We start from the raw sequence: 25528 nt of genomic DNA, 5'->3' as shown, positions 1-25528 counted from the left end.
TTCAATGAAAAATCAAAGTTTAACAAGCAATATTGACTGGATTTCCATAATCATCTATAGTTTATTAGTAATTATGGGATGGCTAAACATCTATTCTTCTTCGTTATCCTCTATGGAAGGAACTTCTGAAAAACAACTTCTTTTCATTATTTTAACAATACCCTTAATTTTCATTTTACTTTATGTAGACGGTAAATTGTACGAAAAATATGCTAGTTTGATTTATGTAATTGGATTATTATCGCTAGCAGGTTTATTTGTATTTGGTAAAACTATTAAAGGGCAAGCAAACTGGTATTCCTTTGGTTCCTTCGGAATACAACCTTCTGAATTTGTTAAAACTGCCACAGCATTAGCCTTAGCCAAATATTTGAGTGATGCCCAAATCAACCTAAAGGATACAAATAGGCAAATACAGGTTTTAGGCATTCTAGGCTTACCCATTATGCTTATTGTACCTCATGACCCTGGAAGTGCTTTAATCTATTGCTTTCTTATTATAGTATTGTATCGTGAAGGCTTACCTGCTTGGTATATTTGGACTGGATTTATTGCCATAGTATTGTTTGTTATGACCTTAATATTAGAACCTCAATATGTTATTCTTATTGCTTTATTGGCAATTATATTAGTCTATTTTAAATCCCGATTAGGCGATAGAAACATCGTTTTAAGCTCCATTATTTTTATTTTAATTTCTGGATTTGTATTATCTGTTAGTTACGTTTTTGAAAATGTTTTTAAACAACATCACCGAGACCGTTTCAATATATTATTAGGTAAAACTGTCGATATGAAAGGGATTGGTTATAATACAAATCAATCTGAAATTGCTGTTGGCTCCGGCGGCTGGTTTGGCAAAGGATTTCTTGAAGGAACACAGACAAAAGGAGGTTTTGTTCCCGAACAACATACTGATTATATATTTACTACTGTAGGTGAAGAATGGGGATTTGTTGGCTCATTATTTGTCATCATCATGTTTGTTTGTCTACTACTACGTATTATATACTTAGCAGAGCGTCAAAAAACGAAATTCAGCAGGGTTTATGGCTATTGTGTAGCAAGTATCCTATTTATCCACTTCTTTGTAAATATCGCAATGGTATTAGGGATATTCCCCACCATTGGAGTTCCTTTACCTTTCTTCTCGTATGGAGGATCTGGACTTTGGGGTTTTACAATTTTGCTTTTTGTTTTTATTAAAATGGATGCCAATAAAGTAAATGAGTGGTAAAATAAATCGATTGTTAATTAAAAATCCAAGATTTATAATCTGTACTTTTCTCTAGGCTGTTTTCAATTTTATCATCTAAATTTGGAAAGAAGTCAATTCCTGTTATTTTTTCGATACTATCAACTGGAACTACATATTCATAAAGGGCTTTATTGCTTTTAACTGCTGGCATCAAAAAGGCAATCATCTTATGCTTGCCTAACTCATTTTCAAAAATAATTTTATAAAAGTAATTTGGCACAACTACCTTTTCATTACCAATAGTTTCCGATGTATTCTTTAATACACCACCAGTAATTACGACAACACCATCATATTTTTGAGCCCAAAATCGAACTTTTTGCTCTAACCTATTCCAAATTCCAGAATTAAATTCGTGGTTTTGAGGTGAAATATTTGAAGTATAAAAAGTGTCGTTATAAGCCTTTAAATCAAACTCCATATCACCCGCTGGACAGAGATGACCTTTATCATAACCTGAATTTTTATAATTCCTCCAATCAGCTGATTGAGTTACAACTTTGGGATCTTCGATAAAATAAGGCCTTTTAAAATCATTATTTTTCACATATTCCTTTTTCAACTCATATGCAACCCATTCTGCTTGTTCTGCTTTCTCATTATATGACAAACTATAATATTGATGATGCACTAGTTGATTCGTATTTTTTTTGGGTAAAAAATAGGTCCAACTCTTCTCTTTACCTAAATCTACCGCTTGAAAGTCTTCAATTGAATTGGCAACGACCTTAGTTTTAGTTTCACTTTTACAAGAATATAAAAATGTAAAACTAAAAACGCTCCAAAAAATCAGGCAGATTTTTTGGAGCGTCAAAGCGAATATTGATTCGGTTATATTATTCATTCAAAACGTTATGATTTTACTAATTTATCTTTTTTCGAACTTACATTTTTTTTAGAAATGGGTTTTGTTTGCAAATCATCCAATACATTTAATGCTTCTTCAACATAAATATCTTTGGACAATGCTTCATGCCATCTTTCTCTTTTCTCCTTCAAGACTACATCCTTGTTTGTCTGCTCAACTTCATAAGGCAATGAATAAAACTCTAAATTGTTCTTATACTGAGATATAGGCTTGTACTTTTTAGCTTTTTCCTCAATCTCTTTTTGAGCTGCTCTAAATTTATCCAAATTCAAACTATAAGTATTATCTGCAGAGCGACTATCAATCCATTTAGCGTTTTCATCAATTAACTTGAAATTTTCACTAGTTGCAATACGGTTTCTACTATTTGTAATAGCCTTATTGAAATTTTCATTCTTATCCCAAACTTTATATACCGCAGCATCGATTTTATCCCATGGCATGGCGTTTTCAACATCACGCTCACCCATCTTAAGATAAGCATATCTATCAGGCATAACCACATCACTGCTCACTCCTTCCAATTGAGTAGACCCCCCATTAATTCTATAAAACTTTTGAGTAGTTGTTTTCAATGCCCCTAGGTCACCAACAGAACTATTACGTACAAACTGATTTAAATCTATCACATTTTGAACAGTACCCTTACCATATGTTTGCTTGCTACCAATAATGACACCTCTTTTATAATCTTGAATAGCTGCTGCCAAAATTTCAGAAGCTGAAGCTGAAAAATTATTGACCATAATCACTAAAGGTCCATCCCATTCAATTTTATTATCTCTATCGTATAACACTTCTTTTTTTCTACCAGCCGATTTGATTTGAACTATTGGTCCTTCATCTATAAATAACCCCGCTATATCAACAACTGTTGACAATGAACCACCTCCATCATCACGAACATCAAGAACAATTCCGTCAATTCCTACCTTTTTCAATCTATCAACTTCTAGTGCGATATCTTTACCAGCATCTCTACCGTTTTTGTTTTCAAAGTCAATATAAAATTTAGGCAAATATATTACACCGTATTTAAGACCGTTCTTAGTAACGATACTAGATTTAACATAGGTTTCCTCAATTTCAACAATATCTCTTATGATTGAAATAACCGTAATTGTACCATCCACTTTCTTTACCGTCAAACGAACTTCAGAACCTTTTGGCCCTTTTATTTTTTTAACGACATCGTCCAAACGCATTCCTACAACATCAACAGGCTCTCCATCACCTTGAGCAACTTTCATAATAACATCACCAGCCTCTAATTTTTTCCCTCTCCAAGCTGGACCTCCTGATATCAATTCAGAAATCTCAGTGAAATCATTTTTCTTTTGTAGTCTAGCACCAATACCCTCAAGCTTTCCACTCATACTTACATCAAAACGCTCTTTTTCATCAGGAGCAAAATAATTTGTATGTGGATCAAAACGAGCCGTAATCGAGTTGATATAAACCGAAAACCAATCATTTCGATTCAAATCCTTCATGAAACCAAAATATTCGTCTAAAGATTTTTTAGAACTTTCTCTAGTTTCTTTCTCTAATTCCGCGAAACTTTTAAGTTTTTCATGGTCTTTTGTTACTGGTTTTTGTACCGTTTTTGGCGCTTCTTCAATTGATAACTGTCCATCCTCTACTTCATCTTCTGACTTTGCTTCCTCAACAATTCCTTTGGCTTTGTTTTCTTGAATCTTTATTCTATCAGTCAATGATGAAAGTGTAGATAATTTAATTTGCTTGCGCCATCTTTCCTTAAGCTCAATTTCGTTTTTTGCATAAGGTGCCTTTTCGTAATCTGTATTAAAGCTTTCATCAATTGTAAAATCAAAAGGTACCTCCAAAATTGCTTGATACAATTTCTTGCTCTCCTCCATACGCTTCATCAAACGCTCATAAGTCAAACTAAAAAAAGTTAAATCTTTGTTTAGTATTTGGTCGTCTATTTGTGTTTCATATTTAGAAAACTCATCAATATCTGATTGTAGAAAAAAACGTTTAGAGGGATCCAAAGCTTGAATATAATCTTTATAAACTCCTTTTGAAAAGCTATCATCTATGGCAGCTGGACTATAATGTCCTTTTTCAATCACAAATGTTAACAATTCCAAAAGCAACCTGTCTTTATCAGGATCAGATTCGTTTTTAGATTTAATATTAAAGGCAAACAACGTCACTGAAAGCACGACAATTGTAAGAAGTATTTTATAATGTCTTTTCATAAAGTTAATTATAGCATTCATTCAAAATTTTTAAACTAAGTTAAAGGAAAAACTATGCCATCATCGGTAAAGCTTACATAATTTTTTGTTAAAGATATAAAAATGTTTTTTGTTTCAGCTTTCACTAACGAAATCAAGAAAATTCGTTTCCTTTGTTTATTCGAAGAAAATAACAGCTTTAGATTATTTTTCCATTCAAAAACAAGATAGAAAAACAAAACCATGAATAATTCGAGACCTTTAATTTTAGTTACAAATGATGACGGGATATCAGCACCTGGAATAAGAACACTAATTGCTGTCATGTCCGAAATTGGAGACGTTGTAGTTGTTGCTCCAGACAAACCTCAGAGTGCTATGGGGCACGCTATCACAATCAACAGTACTTTGTATCTAAATAAAACATCAAAAGAAGGAGCAGAAATACTAGAATACAGCTGCTCTGGGACACCTGTAGACTGTGTAAAATTGGGAGTTAATGAAATTTTGAAAAAAAAACCAGACCTATGCGTTTCGGGCATCAATCACGGCTCCAATTCCTCGATAAACGTCATTTATTCAGGAACCATGAGTGCCGCTGTTGAAGCAGGTATCGAAGGCATTCCTGCTATTGGATTTTCGCTTTTGGACTACAATTGGGATGCTAATTTTGAAGAAATAAAACCATTTATCAAAAAAATAACAATTGAAGTTTTAGAAAAAAAACTCCCTAAAGATGTGGTTTTAAATGTCAATTTACCCAAATTAAAAAGAGACGAAATCAAGGGCATTAAAATTTGCCGTCAAGCCAAAGCTTTATGGGTAGAGAAGTTTGACAAACGTACTTCTCCTTTTGGTAAGGAATACTACTGGCTCACTGGTGATTTTGTAAACGAAGACAAAGGCGAAGACACTGACGAATGGGCCTTATCCAATGGCTACATCTCTATTGTACCCGTACAATTTGATTTGACTGCTCATCATGCCACACAACAATTAAACACTTGGAACTGGAATGAATAAAAGCCATTTACTTTTAGGTATACTACTTGGTTTTATAAGCACTTTTATTGGTAGTTTTATCTTTATTACCTTTTTTACTGATTGGGACTTTATAACAGGTATCCAAGTCATGCAACAAAAAGGACACTTAGGTAAAATTATTACTTTAGGCTCTATCCTTAATTTGGTTGTTTTTGCGCTTTTATTAAAAGTAAAAAAAGACATGATAGCAAGAGGTATCGTTTTCTCGATTATTCTAATGACCATTTTAACTTTATTTCTATAAAAACAAATCATTATTTTTGAATTTAGTTATTATCCCAACTTTCACATATTCATAACGAATGAAATATTATATCATAGCTGGAGAAGCATCAGGCGATTTGCACGGTTCTAATTTGATCAAGGAAATCTTGAAACAAGATAAAGACGCTCAGGTTCGTTGTTGGGGAGGCGATTTGATGAAAGAAGCTGGTGGCGATCTTGTTTCGCATTACAAAGACAGAGCCTTTATGGGATTTGGTGAGATTATCAAAAACCTCTCTAAAATCCTTGGCTTCATCAAAACATGCAAAGAGGACATAGCCGCTTACCAACCCGATGCTTTGATTTTTATTGACAATTCTGGATTCAATCTCCGAATTGCCAAATGGGCCAAACCAGCTGGATTCAAAACTTTTTATTACATCAGTCCACAAGTTTGGGCCTCAAGAGCTGGGAGAGTCGAAACCATTAAAGCGACCATTGACCATATGTATGTGGTATTGCCTTTTGTAAAACCCTTTTACGAAAAATATAATTATGAGGTAACCTACGTTGGCCATCCTTTAATCGACGCCATTGCGCAACGTCCTAAAATTGACACAGCCACTTTCAAAACTGAAAACCAATTAAGCGACAAACCAATAATCGCCTTATTACCAGGAAGCCGACAACAAGAAATCACCAAAATGCTTTCGGTGATGCTTAGCGTTGTAGATGACTTTCCTGATTATCAATTTGTCATTGCAGGTGCTCCAAGTCAAGAATATTCGTTTTACGAACAGTTCATATCTAAGAAAAATATCAAATTCATTTCGAATAAAACCTACGGATTGTTACAAAACGCAACCGCAGCGCTAGTAACTTCTGGAACAGCAACACTAGAAACCGCTTTATTCAAAGTTCCTGAAGTTGTCTGCTATAAAGGGAGTTGGCTTTCGTACCAAATTGCAAAACGCATCATTACTTTAAAATACATCTCGCTTGTCAACCTGATTATGGATGAAGAAGTCGTAACAGAATTGATTCAAGACAATTTAAACACCGCTAACATCAAAAAGGAATTGACAAAAATCCTAGAGCCTCAGTATCGCCAGAGCTTGCTTGAAAAATACGACTTGCTAGAACAAAAATTAGGTGGTGAAGGTGCAAGCGAAAAAACGGCTAGGTTAATTGTAACAGAATTAAAAAAATAAATTTTCAAAACACAGATTGCACAGATTATCACAGAAAATTTGTGTTTAAAAAAGCTTAGTGACCTTAGTGTCTACTTTGTGCACTTTGTGGTTAAAAAAACTTTGTGGTTAAATCTTAATAACGCTCTTTTGAAAAAAATTATCCCCATCCTCCTTTGCATAGTTTTATTCGCTTCTTGTAAATCGACTTCGAAAATTGTTACTAAAAAAAGTAACACACTAGCCGACCAAATCATAGATACTGCGATAGAAAACATTGGTGTACCTTATAAAATGGCAGGTACAACTAAAGCTGGTTTCGATTGTTCTGGACTGGTTTACAACACTTTTGGACAGTTTGACATCAAACTTCCAAGAACTTCCTATGACCAAGCCAAAACTGGAATTGATTTAGGGAAAAATACTTCTAAAGCGCAAAAAGGAGACTTAATTTTCTTTAAAACCAATAACAGTTCCCGCATCAATCATGTTGGGATAATAACCGAGGCTAACGATGATGAAATAAAATTCATTCACTCCTCTACTTCAAGAGGGGTCATCATTTCTTCGACTAAGGAATCCTACTATCAAAAAAGTTTCACTCAACTGAATAGAGTTTTAGAATAAAAAACGAGAATTTTATAAATTACTATTAGACACTCATCTGTGAATATCTGCTAAATCTGCGTAAAAAAAAAGCACGCAGATTTAGCAGATATTCGCAGATTTTAAAAATTGATGATACTCTAAAAGAGTTTGATTAAATCAAAGCTTATTTGAAATATATCAAAGCTTATTCTGATCAAAAAAAGAATAATGACCACGATTATATTCAGAAAATTAGTACTTTAGAATTATGAAAGTACTGCAATTCCCTTTAACCCGAGTTGTGATTGGATTCGTTCTCGGAATCCTATTCGCTTTTTATTCCAAACCCAGTATTACGGAGGGATTTGGAATGATTATTATCTGTTTTTCGGTTTTCCTTATTAGCTATTTGTTCCAAAAAAACAGCTCAAAAAAAGGAATATTTTTCGGTCTAGCGACTTTCTTCCTATCGTTTTCCATTGGTTCAACTAGCCTAGTCACGCATAACGAATCCAATCAAAACAACCATTACACCCATAATTCAAATTACTTTGAAACCGAGAATTTAATTGCGGTAACCATTCAAGAAAAAATAAAAAGCACTACTAAGAATGACCGTTATATAGCAACTGTTTCTACCATCAACGACAGTATTGTTACGGGCAAAATCTTATTGAACTCACCTAAAGAAATTGCAATTCAAAAACTCGAAATAGGAGCGCAACTACTCATCAAAGGCAGATTAATCCGAAATAAAATTCCCTTCAACCCCAATCAATTTGACTACGGAAAATATTTAGAAAACAAACAAATCTACAGCCAACTCTATTTGAATAACAAGAACCACCTTGTGAGTCCCGTTGTTCACAAAGACCTTAATTACTACACGGCTAAACTTCGTTCGACTATCATCCACAATTTGGAACAAGCAGATTTCAATCCCAAAGAATTGAATGTTGCTGTCGCACTCATCCTTGGACAAAAACAAGACATCTCACGCGAGGTCATGCAAGATTACCAATTTGCGGGAGCCATTCACATCTTATCCGTTTCAGGACTCCATATTGGATTCATTTTACTATTCTTAAACTTTGTTTTAAAACCCATTCCCAATACTAAAAAAGGAGCGTTTTTAAAACTAGCACTCACAATTGGTTTATTATCTCTTTTTGCCTTAATCGCAGGATTAGCACCATCAGTAGTTCGAGCTGTGACTATGTTTTCGTTTGTCGCCGTGGGCTACTACCTCCGTCGCAGTACTTACATTTACCACACCATAATCGTTTCTCTCTTTCTAATCTTACTATTCCAACCTTATTTTCTGTTTGACGTAGGATTTCAACTGAGTTATATCGCCTTGTTTTTCATTCTTTGGCTACAGCCTTTAATTGTAAGTCTTTGGAAAACTGAAAACCGAATCCTAAAAGCTGGTTGGGAAATTATGAGTGTTTCAATAGCCGCACAAATTGGAACATTGCCTCTGAGTTTATATTATTTCCACCAATTTCCAGGGTTGTTTTTCATTACTAACCTTATTGTGATTCCTTGTTTAACTATCATCATGATTTATGGAATTGTCGTCATGATTTTGGCTGCTTTTCATATTACACCTACTTTTATCATCAAACCTTTCGAATGGAGTATTTATGGGCTCAATCAAGTCATCAACTGGATCGCATCCTTCAAATCCTTTGTCCTTCAAGACATCCCTTTCAATATTTATCTTTTACTAAGCACTTATTTGTGCATCATAACGATAACACTTTGGTTCCAAAAACCAAAATTTAACCGTCTGGTATGGGCGTTAATTGCAATCATCAGCTTTCAATTGGTACATATCAAAACGCAATGGGAAATACAAAACGGACAAGAATGGATTGTGTTCAACCAAAACTACAATAGCTTAATTACTCAACGAATTGGCAAACAAATTACCGCTTTCACCCAAGACAGCCTTGCAAGTCGCAACAATATTCAATCATACCTAGTTGGTAACTTTAGCGAACTAAAAAACACCTCCAAAATCAACAACTTCACTTATTTTAATAGAAACAAAATCTTAATTCTGGATAGTACTGGTGTTTATCCACCCAACAGTCGTCCCGATATTCTGGTTTTAACGCAATCGCCCCCAATCAATCTAGAACGCATTATCAAAACCACCCAACCCAAAATCGTAGTTGCCGATGCTACCAATTACAAAACCATCCAAAAAGCATGGAAACAAAGTTGTGAAAAACAAAAAATCCCTTTCCACGCCACCGCGGAAAAAGGATATTTTATACTTCATTAAAAAAGAAATCCAGAGGATTTCAATGTTTATAGAATAGATTTAATAGCATGATATACGACCCCAACGGGGTCGAACAAATCTGCTAACCGTTTTTCTATAAACATTTGACCTTTCCAAGGTCAACAACATCTTTAATGTATAAGTCATCTGCTGTTCACTTCATTCCAAAAAAAAATCCCATTTCAAAGCTGAAAAGGGATTTTACTATATATAAAATAATCGTTTATATTTTATTCTTCAAAAAACCATTGGCTTCAGCCAACCAAGCTTTAGGACCTCCAGCAACATAACCTGTTTTTCCTAAGGCGATGAAATTCAACCTACCATCTTTATTTTTTTCTACATTCGTAAAAAATACTGTTGGATACCCTTGCACTCCAAAAACTTGTTGTAATTCAGCGTTTTGTTGTTTGATTTCAGGTAATTGTGGCGTTCTTTGTGGAAAATCTAGTTCGACTAAAACTACATTTGTTTTTGCCCAAGCTTTAAATTCAGGTGTCAACAAAACTTCTTTTTGCAAACGAATACACCAACCACACCAATCACTTCCCGTAAAAAACAACATCATTGGTTTCTTTTCTTTATTGCTTACCGCAATCGCATCTTTGATATTTGTATGCCATTTTAATTCTTGTGCTTGACTACTTACCGTAAATAGGATAAGAAACGCTAGTACTATTTTTTTCATCTTCTTGATTTTTCTAAACAATTAAACAAATATAATGCCTTAATTCTATTTTACACCGTGCATTAACTTTTTCATAAGAGGATTTAATGCAATTACTAACAAACCCGCCACGGTAGGAACAATCGTAAAAATTAAAAAGAAAGTCGATAGCGAATAGGCATTAGTTATATTTTCAATTTGTCCGCCTAGTACTGCTGCCAATTTATTCCCAATAGCAATCGCTAGATACCACATCCCAAACATAAAGGCTATCATTCTTGCTGGAACTAATTTGGATACATAGGAAAGCCCTACTGGAGACAAAAATAATTCCCCAAGCGTATGAAATAAATATGCCAAAACCAACCAGAGCATCGAAACTTTGACACCAGTAGCCACACCATAAGAACCATAAGCCAACAATCCAAAACCGATTGCCATAATGATTAAACCCAATCCGTACTTAACCGCTGCTGATGGATTGTATTTACTATCCCAAAGTTTTGAAATCGTAGAAGCCAAAGCTATAATAAAAAAGGAATTCAAAATAGAAAACCAACTCGGGTCAATTTCTGAAGAGTCTTTACTAAACTCGTTATTCAACATCCATAGTGAAATTGCCCATACTATAACGAAGGTTATTGCCAAAACAATATTGGAAGCAGTAATCTTTTTCCAAGTTTGTTTTGCCAATAAAAACAAAACCCATGAAATAATCACCAAAGGAACAACGGTCAATAACGTATTAATCGTATTAAAAACCGTCAAAGAAGTTCCTACTAACGTTCTATCCACATTATCACGTGCAAAAATCACTAATGAAGAGGCTCCTTGTTCAAAAGCCATCCAGAAGAATATCGTAAAGAATGCAAATATGATTACGGCAATCATTCTGTCTCTAACAACCGTAGTATAGCGTAACAAACGAGAGATAACCAAATATAAAAACAATGCCAATCCCACAAGCACAACAAAAACAGAACCATCAAGTCCCCAAACTGTAAAATCAAAAAGATCGAAACCTCCAATTTTAGAAACTGGATCATTGAAAGCGTATAACAATCCAATTATCGTACTAATCCCAATTAGTGAATAATCGATAAGAGTATAAGGATTTGGTGTATCTTCAGGATTGTTTGAAATGTCTGTTTTTGCAATTGCGGCTTCTCTTTTTTCTTTGGTTGGCACATCACCTACGCTTCCAAACAAAGGTTTTGCCATCCAAAACTGAAGCGTTCCCAATAACATAAAAATACCTGCTAAACCAAAACCCCAACGCCATCCTAAATTAGAAGCCAAATACCCGCAAAGCATCATCCCAAAGAACGCACCAGCATTTACTCCCATATAAAAAATAGTATAGGCTCCGTCTTTTTTATCAGGATATTCTTTGTACATCTCAGACAAAATCGAAGTCATATTTGGTTTGAAAAAACCTGTTCCAATGACTAGTAAGCCCAATCCCACATACAACATAAAAGGTGTTTCTAAAAACATGGCAACATGCCCCAACGTCATTATAATCGAACCTACAACAACCGCCCAACTATAGCCAATATACCTGTCGGCAATGATTCCTCCAAAAATGGGTGTGATATATAACAACAACGCATAAGTTCCATATAACGAACCTGCATTTTCTGCATTCCACCCCCAACCTGGATTATCTCCTGTTATAGAAGCCGTCAAAAACAAAATCAATAATATTCGCATTCCATAGAACGAAAAACGCTCCCACATTTCAGTAAAAAACAAAACGAACAATCCTGCAGGCTGTCCTAATACTGGGTTTTTAAAAAATTGATCTTCTGATGTATTTTGAATCATAAAATGGAATATTAAATTTTATATTTTACACAAATTGACACGAAACACAAATTATTTAAATTCCACGAATCTGCCGTCGGCCGATAAAAATTAGTGCAATTCGTGTCTAATTATTATAGTTGAGTCGTAAATTTAATTTAAAAATTAGATTATAAAGACTCTTTGATAAAATTTGTCATTTTAGTATACAATTGAATTCGGGTCATTCCACCATAAATGCCGTGATTCTTGTCTGGATATATCTGGGAATCAAATTGTTTATTGGCCTGAATCAAAGCTTCGGACATTTGCATCGAGTTTTGAAGGTGTACATTATCATCAGCACTTCCGTGAATGAGTAAATATTTGCCTTTTAACTGAGAAGCAAAATTAAGAGGCGAATTGTTATCATAACCCGTTGGGTTTTCCTGTGGGGTTTGCATGTATCTTTCGGTATAAATAGTATCGTAAAAACGCCAATTGGTCACAGGAGCAACTGCTATCGCCATTTTAAAAACCTCATTTGCTTTCAAAATACAATTCGATGCCATAAAACCTCCATACGACCATCCAAAGATTCCAATCCTACTCCCATCAACATAAGGATAAGAAGCCAAAACTTTAGCTGCATCAATTTGATCTTCAACCTCGTATTTTCCCAATTCTTTATAGGTTACCTTTTTAAAAGCTTCACCTTTAAAACCAGTTCCTCTGCCATCCACACAAGCCACAATATACCCTTGTTGCGCTAGCATCATAAACCAATAATCGTCATAACTATTCCATGAATCTTTTACTTGTTGGGAACCTGGTCCTGAATATTGATACATTAAAACTGGATATTTTTTAGTAGCATCAAAATTTTTAGGCTTAATCATCCAAGCATTTAATTCGTTTCCTTTGGCTGTTTTTAAGGTAAAAAAAGACTTTGAAGGCAAATCATATCCTTTCAAACTTGACAATAACATTTGGTTATTTTCAATCAACTGCAATTCGTTCCCGGATTTCGATTCATTCAATGTAAAAACTGAGGGTTGTAAAGCAGCTGAATAATCATTTATGAAATATTGAAAATTAGGACTAAAAGTCGCTTTATTAGTTCCTAGTTTTTTGGTCAAACAAACTTTATTCTTCCCATCCAAACCAATGCGATACACATCACGATAAATAGAGCCTTTTTCCACCGATTCATAAAACACTGTATTGGCATTTTCATCAAAACCATAAAATTTGGTGACTTCCCAATTTCCTTTGGTGACTTGGTTAATTAATTTCCCTGCCTTATCATACAAGTAAATATGATTAAAACCATCTTTCTCACTCGTCCAAACAAAACGATTATCCGTAAGAAAACTCAAATTGTCAGTATCTACAAAATCGATAAAGGTTTTACTTTTTTCATTCAAAACAACTTTTGTATTTCCTGTTTGAGCATCGATAAATAGTAAATCCAAATTGTTTTGATGACGGTTTAAGATTTTGGCCGACAATACAGCACCATCATTCGTCCATTTAATTCTAGGTATATAAAAATCAGTGTAGTGGTCTAAGTTTATTTTTGTTGAATGAGCCGATGCCAATTCGTAAATATGTAAAGACACTTTTGAGTTTTGCTCACCAGCTTTTGGGTATTTGAAGGTTTCTATCGAAGGATACAAATTCTTGCCATAAACTACCATCGAATAGTCAGGCACTTTGCTTTCGTCAAAACGGATATAGGCAATTTTTTTACTATCAGTACTCCAATCAAAAGCACGAACAAAAGAAAACTCTTCTTCATACACCCAATCCGAAATCCCATTGATAATTTCGTTTTTCTTGCCATCAGTAGTGATTGCCGTTGTGGTTTTGGACGTTAAATCGTATACATAAAGATTATTCGCTTTTGCGAAAGCGATTTTCTTCCCATCGGGAGAAAAAGTAGGTTCTTGAACAGGGGAATCAAATAATTTTGATAATTGTTTTTTAGCAATATCATATAGAAAGTAATCCGCAGTAAAGGAGTGACGGTAAATGGAACGCTTATTTGCAGCCATTAAAATTAACTTTTCCGAAGGATCAAAGGAATAGCTTTCAATTCGAGGTAAACGACTGTAATTCTTGGTATCAAATAAAGTAGCTACTTTTTTTAAACTAGCGAAATCATACAAATTGATTTGAATGCTTGGATTATTTTCATCCTCATTCAATACGGTGTATTGGTTTGTTTTCTTTAACGATTGCAATTCCATCATTCCTTCTTCCCGAAAAACACCACTATAAATATCTTCAACACTTATTTTTTGTTGCGCCAATAGGGAAAGACCCAAGAACAAAAACATTCCCAAAAACCGACGATTTGCCATAAATAATATTTTAAATTTTAAATGTTTTTTAAAACACATAGATTCATAGTTCTTCTTAAGGCAAAGGCGCTACACTAACTTTAATGAAACATAGCTTTAAAAAACTATACTTGTTTAAACGCATTAAAATTATTGCCATTTTTCATGTCCAATTTGCCTAAGGCAGATAAAATTAGTGTAATTTAATTTTACAGTCTTCAAATTTGTGATAATTTGTCCAATTTGTGGTTAACTTTTAACCTTATTTAATATCGAAAGAGTTTCTTTTAATCAAAAATAAAACAGCTAAAAATGTATCTTTGCAGCAATTTACAACATAACACCTTGACAATGAATCAACCTTTTTCAGGATTTTCAAAATTATCCAAAGAAGACAAAATAAACTGGATTGCTGACGCTTATTTTTCGACTCCAAATGAAGCCATTTCTCTTTTAAAGAAATACTGGAATTCGGATGCAAAAATTCAGAAACTCCACGATGAATTCATTGAAAACACGATTACTAACTTTTATATTCCCCTTGGTGTTGCGCCTAATTTCTTAATCAATGGCAAATACAATACCATTCCGATGGCGATTGAAGAGAGTTCCGTTGTGGCAGCAGCTTCCAAAGCGGCAAAGTTCTGGTCCACTCGTGGCGGATTCAAAACCAAAGTGATTAACACGGAAAAAATAGGTCAAGTTCATTTTCTTTACAAAGGAGATGAATCCAAACTTGATTTATTTTTCATCCAAACCAAAGCCAAATTTTTCACTGACACCGATAGCATTACTACCAACATGCAAAAACGTGGTGGTGGTATATTAGATATTGAATTGAGAGATAAAACCAATTTAATTGATAATTACTATCAATTGCATGTGACTTTTGAAACAAAAGATAGTATGGGTGCTAACTTCATCAATTCATGTTTGGAGCAATTTGCAAAAACGCTGAAAGAAGAAGCACAAAATTTCGATTTATTTTCAGAAACTGAAAAAGAAATTGAAGTCATCATGAGCATACTTTCAAACTATGTCCCTAATTGTCTCGTACGTGCCGAGGTATCTTGCCCAATTGAAGACCTAGAAGAAAAACACATTCCAAATCCTAAAGAGTTTGCAGAACGATTTGTACAAGCTGTACAAATTGCTGAAGTAGAACCCTACCGAGCCGTAACGCACAACAAAGGAATCATGAACGGAATCGACGCTGTGGTGATTGCTACAGGGAATGATTTCCGCGCTGTCGAAGCGGGAGTTCACGCCTATGCTGCACATAAAGGACAGTATTCTAGTTTATCTCACGCTAAAATCGAAAACGGAATTTTTTCTTTTTGGTTAGAAATACCATTGGCCTTAGGAACGGTTGGGGGCTTGACAAGCTTACATCCATTGGTAAAACTATCCTTAGAAATGCTAGAAAACCCATCTGCCGAAGAATTAATGCAATTTGTAGCGGTTGCCGGTTTGGCTCAAAACTTTGGCGCATTGCGTTCCTTAACGACTTCTGGAATTCAAGAAGGACATATGAAAATGCATTTGAATAACATATTGAATCAATTTGAAGCAAATGAAGAAGAAAGTCATGAAGTTCGCAAATACTTTAAGCACCATGTCGTTTCCCATAGTGCAGTAGTCAACTATATCGAAAGTTTACGGAAATAAAAAAGTATCCACAAATTACACAAATTATCACAAATTCATCAATCTTAACTATATCCGTTAAGACCTATATATAAGTTAAATTATTTTGTCAAATCGAGCGCATTCGAGATACTTTACTGGTTCTCGACTTTAGCCTGTCCTGAGCGAAGCCAAAGGACTCGAACTAACAATAAACTAATTTATATTTCCAATAAAATAATCTGTGTTAATTTGTGAAATTTGTGGTCAAACAAAAAACTATAAATAGGATTGTATTCCATGAAAAAAACCTTTTACAGCAACGGAAAACTATTGATTACAGGAGAATACCTTGTTTTGGATGGTGCCAATGCTTTTGCCTTACCAACTAAATTAGGGCAAAACCTAATCATTGAAGATGGCGAAAAGCAAAAAATAAACTGGAAAAGCCAGGATGCAGATGGCAGTATTTGGTTTGAAGACACGATTTTATTTAGTGAAATAACTGATTACATCCCAAATGAAACAGAAACAGTTCGAAACACTTTAATTACGATACTATACCAAGCCTATCTCAAGAACAATAATTTCCTAACTAAAGATAAAGGATACAATATTACCACCCAATTGACTTTCGCTAGAAAATGGGGATTGGGAACCTCCTCTACACTTATCAATAATATTGCACAATGGCTGGATATTGATGCTTTTGAATTGCTAAATACTAGTTTTGGCGGTAGTGGTTATGATATCGCTTGTGCTAAAAACAATGGTCCAATTATCTATCATCTTGAAGAAGGAAAACCTATTATAGAAAAAACAACATTCAATCCTGAATTTACAAACCAAATCTATTTTGTCTACCTCAATAAAAAACAAAGTAGTAAAACGGCAATTGCGAATTACAATAGCAACAAACATCATAACTTAGATAGAAATATTGCTAAAAACAACCAAATAACACTAGAAGTTCTCGAAGCAACCTCTGTAGAAAATTTTAGGACTGCTATTGAAAAACACGAAGCAAGAATGAGCCTCATCTTAGAAAACAATACTGTAAAAGAATTACTTTTTTCTGACTTTAAAGGAAGCATCAAAAGCCTTGGTGCTTGGGGTGGTGATTTTATAATGGTGGTTTCAAATGAAAACCCTAGCACCTATTTTAACGCAAAAGGTTATGAAACTATTTTCACTTTTGAAGAGTTGATTTTAAATTCCAAATCATAAAAAACTCCAAAAGGCAATCACTTATTTGTTACGAAAGTACCAATTGTATTAAAACAAAAAAATCCGATACAAATTGTATCGGATTTTTTTTGAAATTAATAATTACTAAATAAGATTAGAAATTAAATTGTCTTCTATTGTCTTTTATTTCAGCAACATCTTTCAATGCTGGTAATGCTCTTCCAGCATCATTAGCAGATTGTGCTTTTAATTGAGCTACATAAGACGAAAAATCTTTTATTGCAGGAGCCTTAACTGTTTTAATGTTTTTTACAACATAAACACCCATATTCCCTTCAATTGGTGCAGATAATTTATTTGCTGATAGAGCAAATGCATTTCCAACAACTTTTGGCTCTTGACCTACATTATCCAACATAGGATTTGCTTTTGTTACATCAGTAGCTTGTTGTACTGGCGCACCAACTGCTTTCGCAATAGCTTCAATTGAAGTTCCAGTCATTTTAGCTTTAATCAATTCAGCCTTTTTCTTGTTTTTCAAGATAGACTCTACATAAGGTTTTGCTTGACTCAAAGCAACTAAACCAGAATCATCAATACTTTTTACTCTTGCGATAACGTGACCTACATTAGCCACTTCAAAACGTTTTATTGAACCTACTTTAGAGTCGTCTTCAAATCCCCATCTTACAATAGCTCTTTGATTTCCTAATCCTCCAAAACTTTCATCCATTGCTTTTACAGCTACTGCAGGATTCACAGTAAGCCCCATACTTTTGGCAACTTGGTAAAAATCTTTATCAGCCGCTCCCATTTCAAATTGAGTAGCTTGTGTAAATATTTTGTCAGAAGTAGCTTCTGATGGTTGAATTTTTTGAGCGATAGTTGCCAAACGAACACCGTCTTGTTTGTCAGTTACTTTAATGATATGGAAACCAAAGTCAGTTTCAACTAAACCTACTTTACCAATTGAATTATTGAATACAAAATCATTGAATGGTTTTACCATTTGGTTTGGACCAAAATATCCTAAATCACCACCTTGTTGTGATGATGAATCATCAGAGCTAGTATAAGCCAACATCATGAAACTTTCTGGATTAGCATTTACTTGTTCTAAGATACTTTCAGCTTTAGCTCTTGCTTGATCTTTACTTCTTTTTTCTTTTTGGTTTGGAACTTGAGTCCCTTCATAACTAATTAAGATATGACTTGCTTTAGCATTAACTCCTGATTTTTTTCCAAAAGATTTAGAAATACAGTAGTAACCACCATTTACATAAGGACCATAAATTTCGCCTGGAGCTAAGTTGAATAATTTATCAGCATCAACAGCTGGCAAACGATTTTTAGCAATATAAGTTGAATCATAAGGAATGTCCGAATTTGAATTTACAAACTCAGCAATGTTTTTAGCTGATCTGAATCCAGCTAAAGTATCGTTTTTTCCTGTTGCTTGGTTATAAACCACACTACCAGATAACAATCCAGTAATTTTAGCTTTTACTTCAGCCTCATCTTCTTTTGAAGCTTTATCTTCAATCAATACGTATTCAATTTCACGAGTTTCTTCAGACTTGAATTTTTTCTTGTTTTTCTTCATATAATCAAGAACTTCAGCATCCGTAACTTTTACATCACTATCTTTAACTGTTGAGAACAAACCTGCAACATAAGCAAAGCTTACTTTATCAGATTCCATTTCGTATTGTAATTTCCCTTCAGCTTGAGTAGTATAACTTCCCGCTTTAACCAAAGTAGTATAAATTTGAAATTTTGCATTCAAATCAGCACTTCTTTCTCTTTCTTTTAAGCTTTCAGCTAAACTTGGATTAGCTTTGAAAAACTCTTTAAATTTAGCAATATCAAAAACTCCAGCAGCATTTAAAAACTGAGGATTTTGTCCAATATTTGGATCTGATTTCAAAACTTCAAGTAAATGCTTTTCACCTACTCTTAAACCTAATTTTTCGAATTCAGTACTCAACAAAGCGATAGACACTTCTTCTTCCCAAACTCTATTAGCTGCAGCCGTTGAAGATATTCCTTGTCCTCCTTTTTCAACATTGCTTACTTTGATTCTAAAATCTTCAAATGAAATATCCTTTCCATTAATACTTCCTACATCTTTGGAAGTACTACTGAAGCTACCACTTTTGAATAAATCACCAATGATAAAAGCAAATAAAGCTAATGCAATAACTGCAATCATTAAGGCGGAACGTTGTCTAATTTTTGATAAAACTGCCATTTTTATTATTATTTATTTTGTATTCAGTTTGCGAAAATACAATTATATGATTAATATTTACAATTGTACCCTTTTATTTTAGAAAAAAATTGCTAGAATAAAAAAAATTATTCTTTAAGCGTCAATTTTACTAATTCAATTTTTTTATTTGTTGCCTCTTCAATCACAAAATGATAGTCTCCAATGACGATTACATCGCCTTGTTGAGGAATGTCACTTGTATGATTGACTATAAATCCTCCTAAGGTTCCATAAGAATCACTTTCAGGAATATTCAACTTATAGGTCTGATTCAAATATTCTACATCAAATCGGGTAGAGAATAAATAAACCCCTTCTTTTAACTCCTTTTCAATCAACTCCTCATCCGAATCATGCTCATCTTCAATCTCACCAAAAAGCTCTTCAACAATATCCTCTATTGTAATAATTCCTGAAGTCCCACCGTATTCATCAATAACGACTGCAACACTTTTTCGTTTCTTGGTCAACAAATCCATAACATCTTTGATGAAAATCGTCTCAGGAACAAACTCAACTGGGATAATGATGCTTTTTATGTTTTTTGGTTTTTTAAACAAATCAAACGAATGCACATACCCCACAATATCATCAAACGAATTTTGATACACCAATATCTTCGAATAGCCCGTTTCTATAAACAATTCTTTCAATTCTTCAATCGAATCAAATAAATCAATCGCTACAATCTCAGTTCTAGGACTCATAATATCTCGCGCTTTGACACTTGAGAAATCTAGAGCATTTTGAAACATCTGAATCTCAGAATCTACTTCTTCATCATCTTCAACCGTACTCATCTGCTCCGTGATGTAATCTCCTAACTCTCCTTTACTAAAAAACAACTGGACTTGATCGCCTTCTGTCCTAAAAAAACGTTTTAAGATAAAATCGGAAATCCAGATAAAAAATGAAGAAATAAAATAAAATAACTCATAAAAAACATATGCTGGTATGGCAAAAAACTTAATTAAAAAGTTGGCATAAATTTGAAAAAAAACTTTTGGCAAAAACTCTGCAGTAATTAAAACCAACAGAGTTGACAAAAGAGTTTGCAAAAACATACTGGAAAGATTAGACAAGGAATAGCCCAAAGTACTAATATATTCAATCAACAAATCTCCCATAAAAAATCCATAAACAACCAATGCTATATTATTACCAATAAGCATAGCTGCAATAAACTTTGAAGGCTTTTCAGTAAGTTTAGTCAGGATTTTAGAAAGAAAATTATTTTGTTTTTTTTCTATTTCTAAATAAATCTTATTAGATGAGATAAATGCAATCTCCATCCCTGAAAAAAATGCACTTAGTATTAAACACAATATTATAATACTAATTTCCATGGATTACGATTTTTTATTTCGGTCGTTAAATTTATTGGCAAATTTTCTACGAAAGAAAAACATAAAAACAGCCATAGCCGCAATCATAAAATGCAACCAAGGTTTATCTTCAGATTCATTCCATTTTGAGATTCCTTCATAAATAAAGAAAACCGCAAAAACTAGATAAACGTATTGTGTATATTTTAAGTAATTCATATAGAATGGTATTTATTTATTTTTTAAAACGTGCAAAGTTCTGCATCTACTCCTCAGATTCGACTTCGCCTGTTATTTTTTGAGAATTAATAATTTTAAAGTCTTTACTAAAGTCTATTCCTTGACCATTTGAAACTCCTTTGATATCGGTAAATTTAAACTTTTTTTCAGTAAAAAACCATTCGTTCTTTTGATCATAAAACAACTGTTCCGTTTCCATTGTCTGACCTTCTTGGGAAACAATCTTAACCTTACCTTGAAGATCTATAATGTTAGTTTGTCCGTATGAGACTGCGTAGTTTGCAGTTATACGAGTCGTCTTGGCTTTATCATCATAAAGTGTCAGGTCAATCCCTTTAGGGAATTCGGTAAAAGGAAAATCAACATTTGAATAATCCAACATTTTGGGACTTACCAAAATCACCTTAATCAAACCTGAATCGGTATATTTCAAATTGACCTTATCTGCATCCCCACCGGGTATAAAGTCGGAGTAATTACTTTTTTGAACTTCTTTGAAATTACTTTCACACCCAAAAAATAGAGTCACAGCAAAGACTGTGACTACACATATAGGACTATTTTTTTTAAAAAAATTCATAGATTAAAAGATACGAATAAAAAACGCTTTAGTTAAACTTACGTTTTTCAAACCATTTATCATTTAGTGATAAACCTACACTTATATTAGCATAATTCTCTTGAATAAGTCCTGACGATGTTGTCCCTTTTTTACCCAATTCAAAACCAATATTAATATTCGAAAAAGTACCTGTAATAGGCATCCCTAATCCTAATGTTAAACCTAAATTATTTATTGATTCAGAATTAACTACTAAGCCCGTTTTTTCAAACTTCAATCCCCCTCTATATACAATACGCTTAGCGTAATTTGTAAAAGAAGCATAATCTGGAATATAATAACCTCCTACATTATAACTTTCAGCTCTTTCATAACTCACATTAGACAAATCATTATAACTATTTGATATATCTGAAGCACCCTGAACCGCTATTTTAGCAGCCAATAACCATTTTTTGGCCTGCCCAATACCAGCACTCAAACTCACTTTAGAGGCAAAAGGCAATGTTCTATCCGCTTGCTCAACAGTCACAGATTCTGAAGATGTTACAATAACTCTTGAATTCTCAGAATTTAGATCATTTGCAAAAGTATAGTTCAAGCTACTATAAAAATTCAGCGTCTTAGTCAATTTAGCTTGATACATAGTACCAATATTAAAATTAACCCCAGACATTTTTGCCGAATTGGTCTCACGAGTACCTGATTGAACATTTTCAATCAACTGAGAATTTATAACTTCAATAGTTCCAAAATTATAATTAACATCAGCACCGATACTTAATTTAGAACTCAACTTATATCCTAATCCCAAAAAAACTTTATTCACCCCACCTGTACTAGTGTAAGTAGACCCGGTAGTCGAACTTTCATCTGTGAATTTTCTTATTTTATACCCTACAGATGAATAAGGAATCAATCCAAAACCAACTCCAAATTTCCCCAATGGCAATCCCACAGCCATATAATCCAAAGTACTGCGTTGAGCACTCTCAGATTTTGAATCTGTTTTTAAAGTTGACGTATTGAAAGTACCACCCAATGTAAAAGAAGTTAACTTTAGACTGGCAAAACTTGCTGGATTTTGTAAGTTGATATGAATACTATCTTGTTCTACTGCTATACCAGCCATCGCACGATTTTCAGCAGTTCCTTTAAACCGAACTTCTCCAATACCATAAAAAGAATAAGGCGAAGACGAACCTTCTTGAGCAAAAGACAAAAGCCCTAAAAACAAACAAAGACTGGTTACTATTTTTTTAATCATTTTTGATTTTATATTGAAAAGTTTGATTCAAACTCTCTAAAAGGAAATTTGAATTGGCAAATATGGTATTTTTTAATCGTTTAGCCAAAAAATCTGCATCACCACCAGTTAAAATTATGATAAAGTTTAAACTCAGTTGCTTGTATTTATCTATGAAACCATCTATTTCATATACCAATCCATTTACAACTCCTGAATGTATTGATTCTGCCGTCGAATCTCCAATCACTCCTTTGGGAGTTTTCAATTCCAGCAATGGTAGCTTAGACGTATAATCATTCAATGCTTTATATCTTAAATTTAAGCCTGGTGTTATTGCCCCACCCAAATAATTATCAGCTGCATCAATAAAATCATAGGTAATACAAGTTCCTGCATCAATAACCAATCGATTTTGTTTTGGATACTTCAAAACAGCTCCAGCAGCCAATACCATACGATCAATTCCTAAAGTATGAGGCGTTTCATATTTATTAATAAATGGAAAAGCATCATTATGCGATACAAAATGCACTTTCAACCTATTTTCAAACGCTAAAAAATCACTTTTTGATAGATTTCCAACCGAAGCAATTACCAAATCACTTATTTTTTGATGCTTTTGAAAAATATTTTCAATTTTTTTTTGGAGCTCTTTTTTCTCAAAAACAAACTGCTCAATGAGGATATCACACTCAAATACAGCACCTTTAATTCGAGTATTCCCTATGTCGATTGTTAAAACCATGATTCAAATTTTGATTTGGCGAAGATACGAATTGATTTTTTTTTAAAATTGTTTTGGTGGAACTAAAAAACATCCTATATTTGCACTCGCAATAAGCACGGTACCTTAGCTCAGATGGTAGAGCAATGGACTGAAAATCCATGTGTCCCTGGTTCGATCCCTGGAGGTACCACAAAAAAATCCCTAATCCTTTATAAAATGAGGCTTCAGGGATTTTTTGTTTTTACAAGAAATTTAAAATCAAATCTAAAAGTTTTAAAAAAACAAAAAAGCCTTTCATTTCTGAAAGGCTTTCCCAATATTCGCGGTCTGGACGGGACTCGAACCCGCGACCCCATGCGTGACAGGCATGTATTCTAACCAACTGAACTACCAAACCTGCTGCGTTATTGCGGTGGCAAAGATACAATAGAATTTCATTGGATCAAGTCAAAAAGTTGTGGGGAAATATTAAATTTCGATATTTGTGTTTTAAATTAAATGCAAATGAAAGATTCCTTAGTTGAACTTCTCAAGTTATTGTTGCCAGAAATTATCGTTGATTATTTTGAACTTACTTCTTATGAAAAAGGTGAAGAAATTCTTCATTTATACTTAAAAGAGATTAATTCGATTCCAAAAGAATACCGTCAAAACAAATTAAGTTCAAAAGGTTTTTTTGATGAGATAACTGTTCAAGATTTTCCAATACGTGGACATCAAGTGTACCTACACATTACTCGTAGAAGATGGCTTAACGAAGATACTGGACAAGTTGTATTTAGAGATTGGAATTTAGTAGCAGACGGAACTCGGGTAACACAGGAGTTTGCGTCTTTTTTAAAAGAAATCAATAGATTCAAAGCCTAATGATTGTAATGCTATCGCCTCTTTCTATGGTGTCAAAGGCAAAAACCTACTATATCAATACAAGGATTTCTTAAGTGATTTTAAAATCTGGAATCAAAAAGCACATGCGAAACAATGGCTTATTTTTCCTGAAAACATTGGAAAACGGTTATCTATTGATGAAACCTCTCTTTCTAATGGCGAGCTTTACACCGTTTTAACAAACAAAGCTGCTAACGGTAGAAAAGGCACTATAGTAGCGATGGTTGCTGGAACAAAAGCAGAAACAGTAATTGCAATTATTGAAAAAATCCCTCTTAAACAACGAAACCTAGTTAATGAAATAACATTGGACATGGCTGGTAATATGGGATTAATTGCTAAAAAATGTTTTCCTAAAGCAATACAAGTGACCGACCGCTTTCATGTTCAAAAACTTGCCACTGAAGCTTTGCAAGAGATCAGAATTAAACACCGATGGAAAGCTATAGACCAAGAAAACGAAGCAATGGAACAAGCTAAAAGCAGCAAAACGAAGTATGAACCAAAAATATTAACCAACGGCGATACCCTCAAACAACTACTAGCTAGGAGTCGTTATTTTTTATACAAAAACAAATCAAAATGGTCTCAGAACCAAAAAGAACGTGCGGACTTATTATTCAATTTATATCCCGATATTCATAAAGCATACAATCTAACACAAGACTTACGCAATATCTTTGAAAACACAACTGATAAAATAATTGCTTTTACTAGACTGGCCAAATGGCATGAAAAAGTAAATCAATCAGGATTTAAGTCTTTCAACACAATATCTCGAACCATAACCAATCATTATCAAAACATATTAAACTATTTTGACAACAGAAGTACTAATGCTTCGGCAGAATCCTTCAATGCCAAAATAAAAGCTTTTAGGTCGCAGTTTAGAGGAGTTAGAAACATTGAGTTTTTCCTTTTTAGGCTAACTAATATTTATGCTTAATTTTTGTCGCTCCACAGGTTTTAGGATTGATCCATTTCATTTCTACAAGTACTTTTTCT

The 25528-nt window shown here is 33.7% G+C and carries 21 protein-coding genes and 2 tRNA genes; 11 read left to right on the top strand and 12 right to left on the bottom strand.

The window, feature by feature from the left end:
- Positions 1–4 precede the first annotated feature (4 nt).
- Positions 5–1237, top strand: a complete 1233-nt coding sequence (rodA, locus tag SLW70_RS05330; protein ID WP_320891013.1) for a rod shape-determining protein RodA — start codon at positions 5–7, stop codon at positions 1235–1237.
- A 13-nt stretch (positions 1238–1250) separates the two neighbouring features.
- Here rodA and SLW70_RS05325 read toward each other — a convergent pair whose 3' ends face one another.
- A complete protein-coding gene (locus SLW70_RS05325) occupies positions 1251–2102 on the bottom strand; it encodes a DNA/RNA non-specific endonuclease (RefSeq protein WP_320891012.1) in 852 nt (283 codons plus the stop codon).
- Between the two features lie 8 nt (positions 2103–2110).
- Complete coding sequence (locus SLW70_RS05320) at positions 2111–4372, bottom strand: carboxy terminal-processing peptidase (RefSeq protein ID WP_320891011.1); 2262 nt, start codon at positions 4370–4372, stop codon at positions 2111–2113.
- 201 nt (positions 4373–4573) lie between these two features.
- Here SLW70_RS05320 and surE point away from each other — a divergent pair, with 201 nt between their 5' ends.
- From surE to SLW70_RS05295, 5 genes are all read left to right on the top strand, one after another.
- Positions 4574–5353 (top strand): 5'/3'-nucleotidase SurE, encoded by a 780-nt coding sequence (surE, locus tag SLW70_RS05315; protein ID WP_320891010.1) that lies wholly within the window; start codon positions 4574–4576, stop codon positions 5351–5353.
- Positions 5346–5618, top strand: a complete 273-nt coding sequence (locus SLW70_RS05310) for a hypothetical protein (protein ID WP_320891008.1) — start codon at positions 5346–5348, stop codon at positions 5616–5618. Before surE ends, SLW70_RS05310 begins: the two co-directional genes overlap by 8 nt.
- 58 nt (positions 5619–5676) lie before the next feature.
- Entirely contained in the window at positions 5677–6789 is a 1113-nt protein-coding gene (gene lpxB / locus SLW70_RS05305) for a lipid-A-disaccharide synthase (protein ID WP_320891007.1), read from the top strand.
- A 129-nt stretch (positions 6790–6918) separates the two neighbouring features.
- Positions 6919–7395, top strand: a complete 477-nt coding sequence (locus SLW70_RS05300) for a C40 family peptidase (protein ID WP_320891006.1) — start codon at positions 6919–6921, stop codon at positions 7393–7395.
- A 229-nt stretch (positions 7396–7624) separates the two neighbouring features.
- Positions 7625–9649 (top strand): ComEC/Rec2 family competence protein, encoded by a 2025-nt coding sequence (locus SLW70_RS05295; protein WP_320891005.1) that lies wholly within the window; start codon positions 7625–7627, stop codon positions 9647–9649.
- Between the two features lie 223 nt (positions 9650–9872).
- On the opposite strand, the gene SLW70_RS05290 is transcribed toward SLW70_RS05295, so the two are convergent.
- From SLW70_RS05290 to SLW70_RS05280, 3 genes are all read right to left on the bottom strand, one after another.
- Positions 9873–10337, bottom strand: a complete 465-nt coding sequence (locus SLW70_RS05290; protein ID WP_320891004.1) for a thioredoxin family protein — start codon at positions 10335–10337, stop codon at positions 9873–9875.
- A 45-nt stretch (positions 10338–10382) separates the two neighbouring features.
- On the bottom strand, positions 10383–12143 hold the full coding sequence (locus SLW70_RS05285) for a peptide MFS transporter (protein WP_320891003.1): 1761 nt from the start codon (positions 12141–12143) through the stop codon (positions 10383–10385).
- 149 nt (positions 12144–12292) lie between these two features.
- Complete coding sequence (locus SLW70_RS05280; protein WP_320891002.1) at positions 12293–14467, bottom strand: S9 family peptidase; 2175 nt, start codon at positions 14465–14467, stop codon at positions 12293–12295.
- A gap of 330 nt (positions 14468–14797) precedes the next feature.
- Between SLW70_RS05280 and SLW70_RS05275 the strand changes: the two genes are divergently transcribed.
- Positions 14798–16114 carry a hydroxymethylglutaryl-CoA reductase, degradative gene (locus SLW70_RS05275; RefSeq protein ID WP_320891755.1) on the top strand — a complete coding sequence of 439 codons (1317 nt, stop codon included), beginning with the start codon at positions 14798–14800 and terminating at the stop codon, positions 16112–16114.
- A gap of 258 nt (positions 16115–16372) precedes the next feature.
- Positions 16373–17299, top strand: coding sequence for a GYDIA family GHMP kinase (locus SLW70_RS05270; protein WP_320891001.1), 927 nt, complete (start codon positions 16373–16375; stop codon positions 17297–17299).
- A 115-nt stretch (positions 17300–17414) separates the two neighbouring features.
- Here SLW70_RS05270 and SLW70_RS05265 read toward each other — a convergent pair whose 3' ends face one another.
- The 6 genes from SLW70_RS05265 to SLW70_RS05240 form a co-directional block, all read right to left on the bottom strand.
- Positions 17415–19511, bottom strand: a complete 2097-nt coding sequence (locus tag SLW70_RS05265; protein ID WP_320891000.1) for a peptidylprolyl isomerase — start codon at positions 19509–19511, stop codon at positions 17415–17417.
- A 107-nt stretch (positions 19512–19618) separates the two neighbouring features.
- The gene (locus tag SLW70_RS05260; protein WP_320890998.1) at positions 19619–20878 is read right to left on the bottom strand and encodes a hemolysin family protein; all 1260 of its coding nucleotides are present in this window, start codon (positions 20876–20878) and stop codon (positions 19619–19621) included.
- Positions 20879–20881: 3 nt separating this feature from the next.
- Complete coding sequence (locus SLW70_RS05255; RefSeq protein WP_320890997.1) at positions 20882–21076, bottom strand: hypothetical protein; 195 nt, start codon at positions 21074–21076, stop codon at positions 20882–20884.
- Between the two features lie 46 nt (positions 21077–21122).
- The gene (gene lptC, locus SLW70_RS05250; RefSeq protein ID WP_320890996.1) at positions 21123–21677 is read right to left on the bottom strand and encodes an LPS export ABC transporter periplasmic protein LptC; all 555 of its coding nucleotides are present in this window, start codon (positions 21675–21677) and stop codon (positions 21123–21125) included.
- A gap of 28 nt (positions 21678–21705) precedes the next feature.
- Entirely contained in the window at positions 21706–22926 is a 1221-nt protein-coding gene (locus SLW70_RS05245; protein WP_320890995.1) for a hypothetical protein, read from the bottom strand.
- Positions 22919–23653, bottom strand: a complete 735-nt coding sequence (locus SLW70_RS05240; protein ID WP_320890994.1) for a type III pantothenate kinase — start codon at positions 23651–23653, stop codon at positions 22919–22921. The genes SLW70_RS05245 and SLW70_RS05240 overlap by 8 nt, the downstream gene beginning before the upstream one ends.
- Before the next feature lie 99 nt (positions 23654–23752).
- Between SLW70_RS05240 and SLW70_RS05235 the strand changes: the two genes are divergently transcribed.
- A tRNA-Phe gene (locus SLW70_RS05235) sits at positions 23753–23825 on the top strand.
- Positions 23826–23958: 133 nt separating this feature from the next.
- Here the strand turns inward: SLW70_RS05235 and SLW70_RS05230 are convergent.
- Positions 23959–24032, bottom strand: a tRNA-Asp gene (locus SLW70_RS05230).
- A 107-nt stretch (positions 24033–24139) separates the two neighbouring features.
- Between SLW70_RS05230 and SLW70_RS05225 the strand changes: the two genes are divergently transcribed.
- Positions 24140–24502, top strand: a complete 363-nt coding sequence (locus SLW70_RS05225) for a transposase (RefSeq protein ID WP_320888229.1) — start codon at positions 24140–24142, stop codon at positions 24500–24502.
- 13 nt (positions 24503–24515) lie between these two features.
- Complete coding sequence (locus SLW70_RS05220; protein ID WP_320891742.1) at positions 24516–25469, top strand: transposase; 954 nt, start codon at positions 24516–24518, stop codon at positions 25467–25469.
- The last annotated feature ends 59 nt before the right edge of the window (positions 25470–25528 follow it).

Source organism: Flavobacterium sp. NG2, from assembly GCF_034119845.1.
Classification (GTDB): Bacteria; Bacteroidota; Bacteroidia; order Flavobacteriales; family Flavobacteriaceae; genus Flavobacterium.
The sequence above is the reverse complement of the archived record's forward strand: the minus strand, read 5'-3'. Positions and strand labels throughout refer to the sequence as shown.

Bases quoted from the DNA above. Each gene is read 5' to 3' on its own strand.
- SLW70_RS05280 (WP_320891002.1), bottom strand. From the start codon at position 14,467: ATGGCAAATCGTCGGTTTTTGGGAATGTTTTTGTTCTTGGGTCTTTCC.
- SLW70_RS05295 (WP_320891005.1), top strand. From the start codon at position 7,625: ATGAAAGTACTGCAATTCCCTTTAACCCGAGTTGTGATTGGATTCGTT.
- SLW70_RS05225 (WP_320888229.1), top strand. From the start codon at position 24,140: ATGAAAGATTCCTTAGTTGAACTTCTCAAGTTATTGTTGCCAGAAATT.
- SLW70_RS05275 (WP_320891755.1), top strand. From the start codon at position 14,798: ATGAATCAACCTTTTTCAGGATTTTCAAAATTATCCAAAGAAGACAAA.
- SLW70_RS05240 (WP_320890994.1), bottom strand. From the start codon at position 23,653: ATGGTTTTAACAATCGACATAGGGAATACTCGAATTAAAGGTGCTGTA.
- SLW70_RS05325 (WP_320891012.1), bottom strand. From the start codon at position 2,102: ATGAATAATATAACCGAATCAATATTCGCTTTGACGCTCCAAAAAATC.
- SLW70_RS05320 (WP_320891011.1), bottom strand. From the start codon at position 4,372: ATGAATGCTATAATTAACTTTATGAAAAGACATTATAAAATACTTCTT.
- SLW70_RS05270 (WP_320891001.1), top strand. From the start codon at position 16,373: ATGAAAAAAACCTTTTACAGCAACGGAAAACTATTGATTACAGGAGAA.
- lpxB (WP_320891007.1), top strand. From the start codon at position 5,677: ATGAAATATTATATCATAGCTGGAGAAGCATCAGGCGATTTGCACGGT.
- SLW70_RS05285 (WP_320891003.1), bottom strand. From the start codon at position 12,143: ATGATTCAAAATACATCAGAAGATCAATTTTTTAAAAACCCAGTATTA.
- SLW70_RS05245 (WP_320890995.1), bottom strand. From the start codon at position 22,926: ATGATTAAAAAAATAGTAACCAGTCTTTGTTTGTTTTTAGGGCTTTTG.
- SLW70_RS05265 (WP_320891000.1), bottom strand. From the start codon at position 19,511: ATGGCAGTTTTATCAAAAATTAGACAACGTTCCGCCTTAATGATTGCA.
- SLW70_RS05310 (WP_320891008.1), top strand. From the start codon at position 5,346: ATGAATAAAAGCCATTTACTTTTAGGTATACTACTTGGTTTTATAAGC.
- rodA (WP_320891013.1), top strand. From the start codon at position 5: ATGAAAAATCAAAGTTTAACAAGCAATATTGACTGGATTTCCATAATC.
- SLW70_RS05260 (WP_320890998.1), bottom strand. From the start codon at position 20,878: ATGGAAATTAGTATTATAATATTGTGTTTAATACTAAGTGCATTTTTT.
- lptC (WP_320890996.1), bottom strand. From the start codon at position 21,677: ATGAATTTTTTTAAAAAAAATAGTCCTATATGTGTAGTCACAGTCTTT.
- SLW70_RS05290 (WP_320891004.1), bottom strand. From the start codon at position 10,337: ATGAAAAAAATAGTACTAGCGTTTCTTATCCTATTTACGGTAAGTAGT.
- SLW70_RS05255 (WP_320890997.1), bottom strand. From the start codon at position 21,076: ATGAATTACTTAAAATATACACAATACGTTTATCTAGTTTTTGCGGTT.
- surE (WP_320891010.1), top strand. From the start codon at position 4,574: ATGAATAATTCGAGACCTTTAATTTTAGTTACAAATGATGACGGGATA.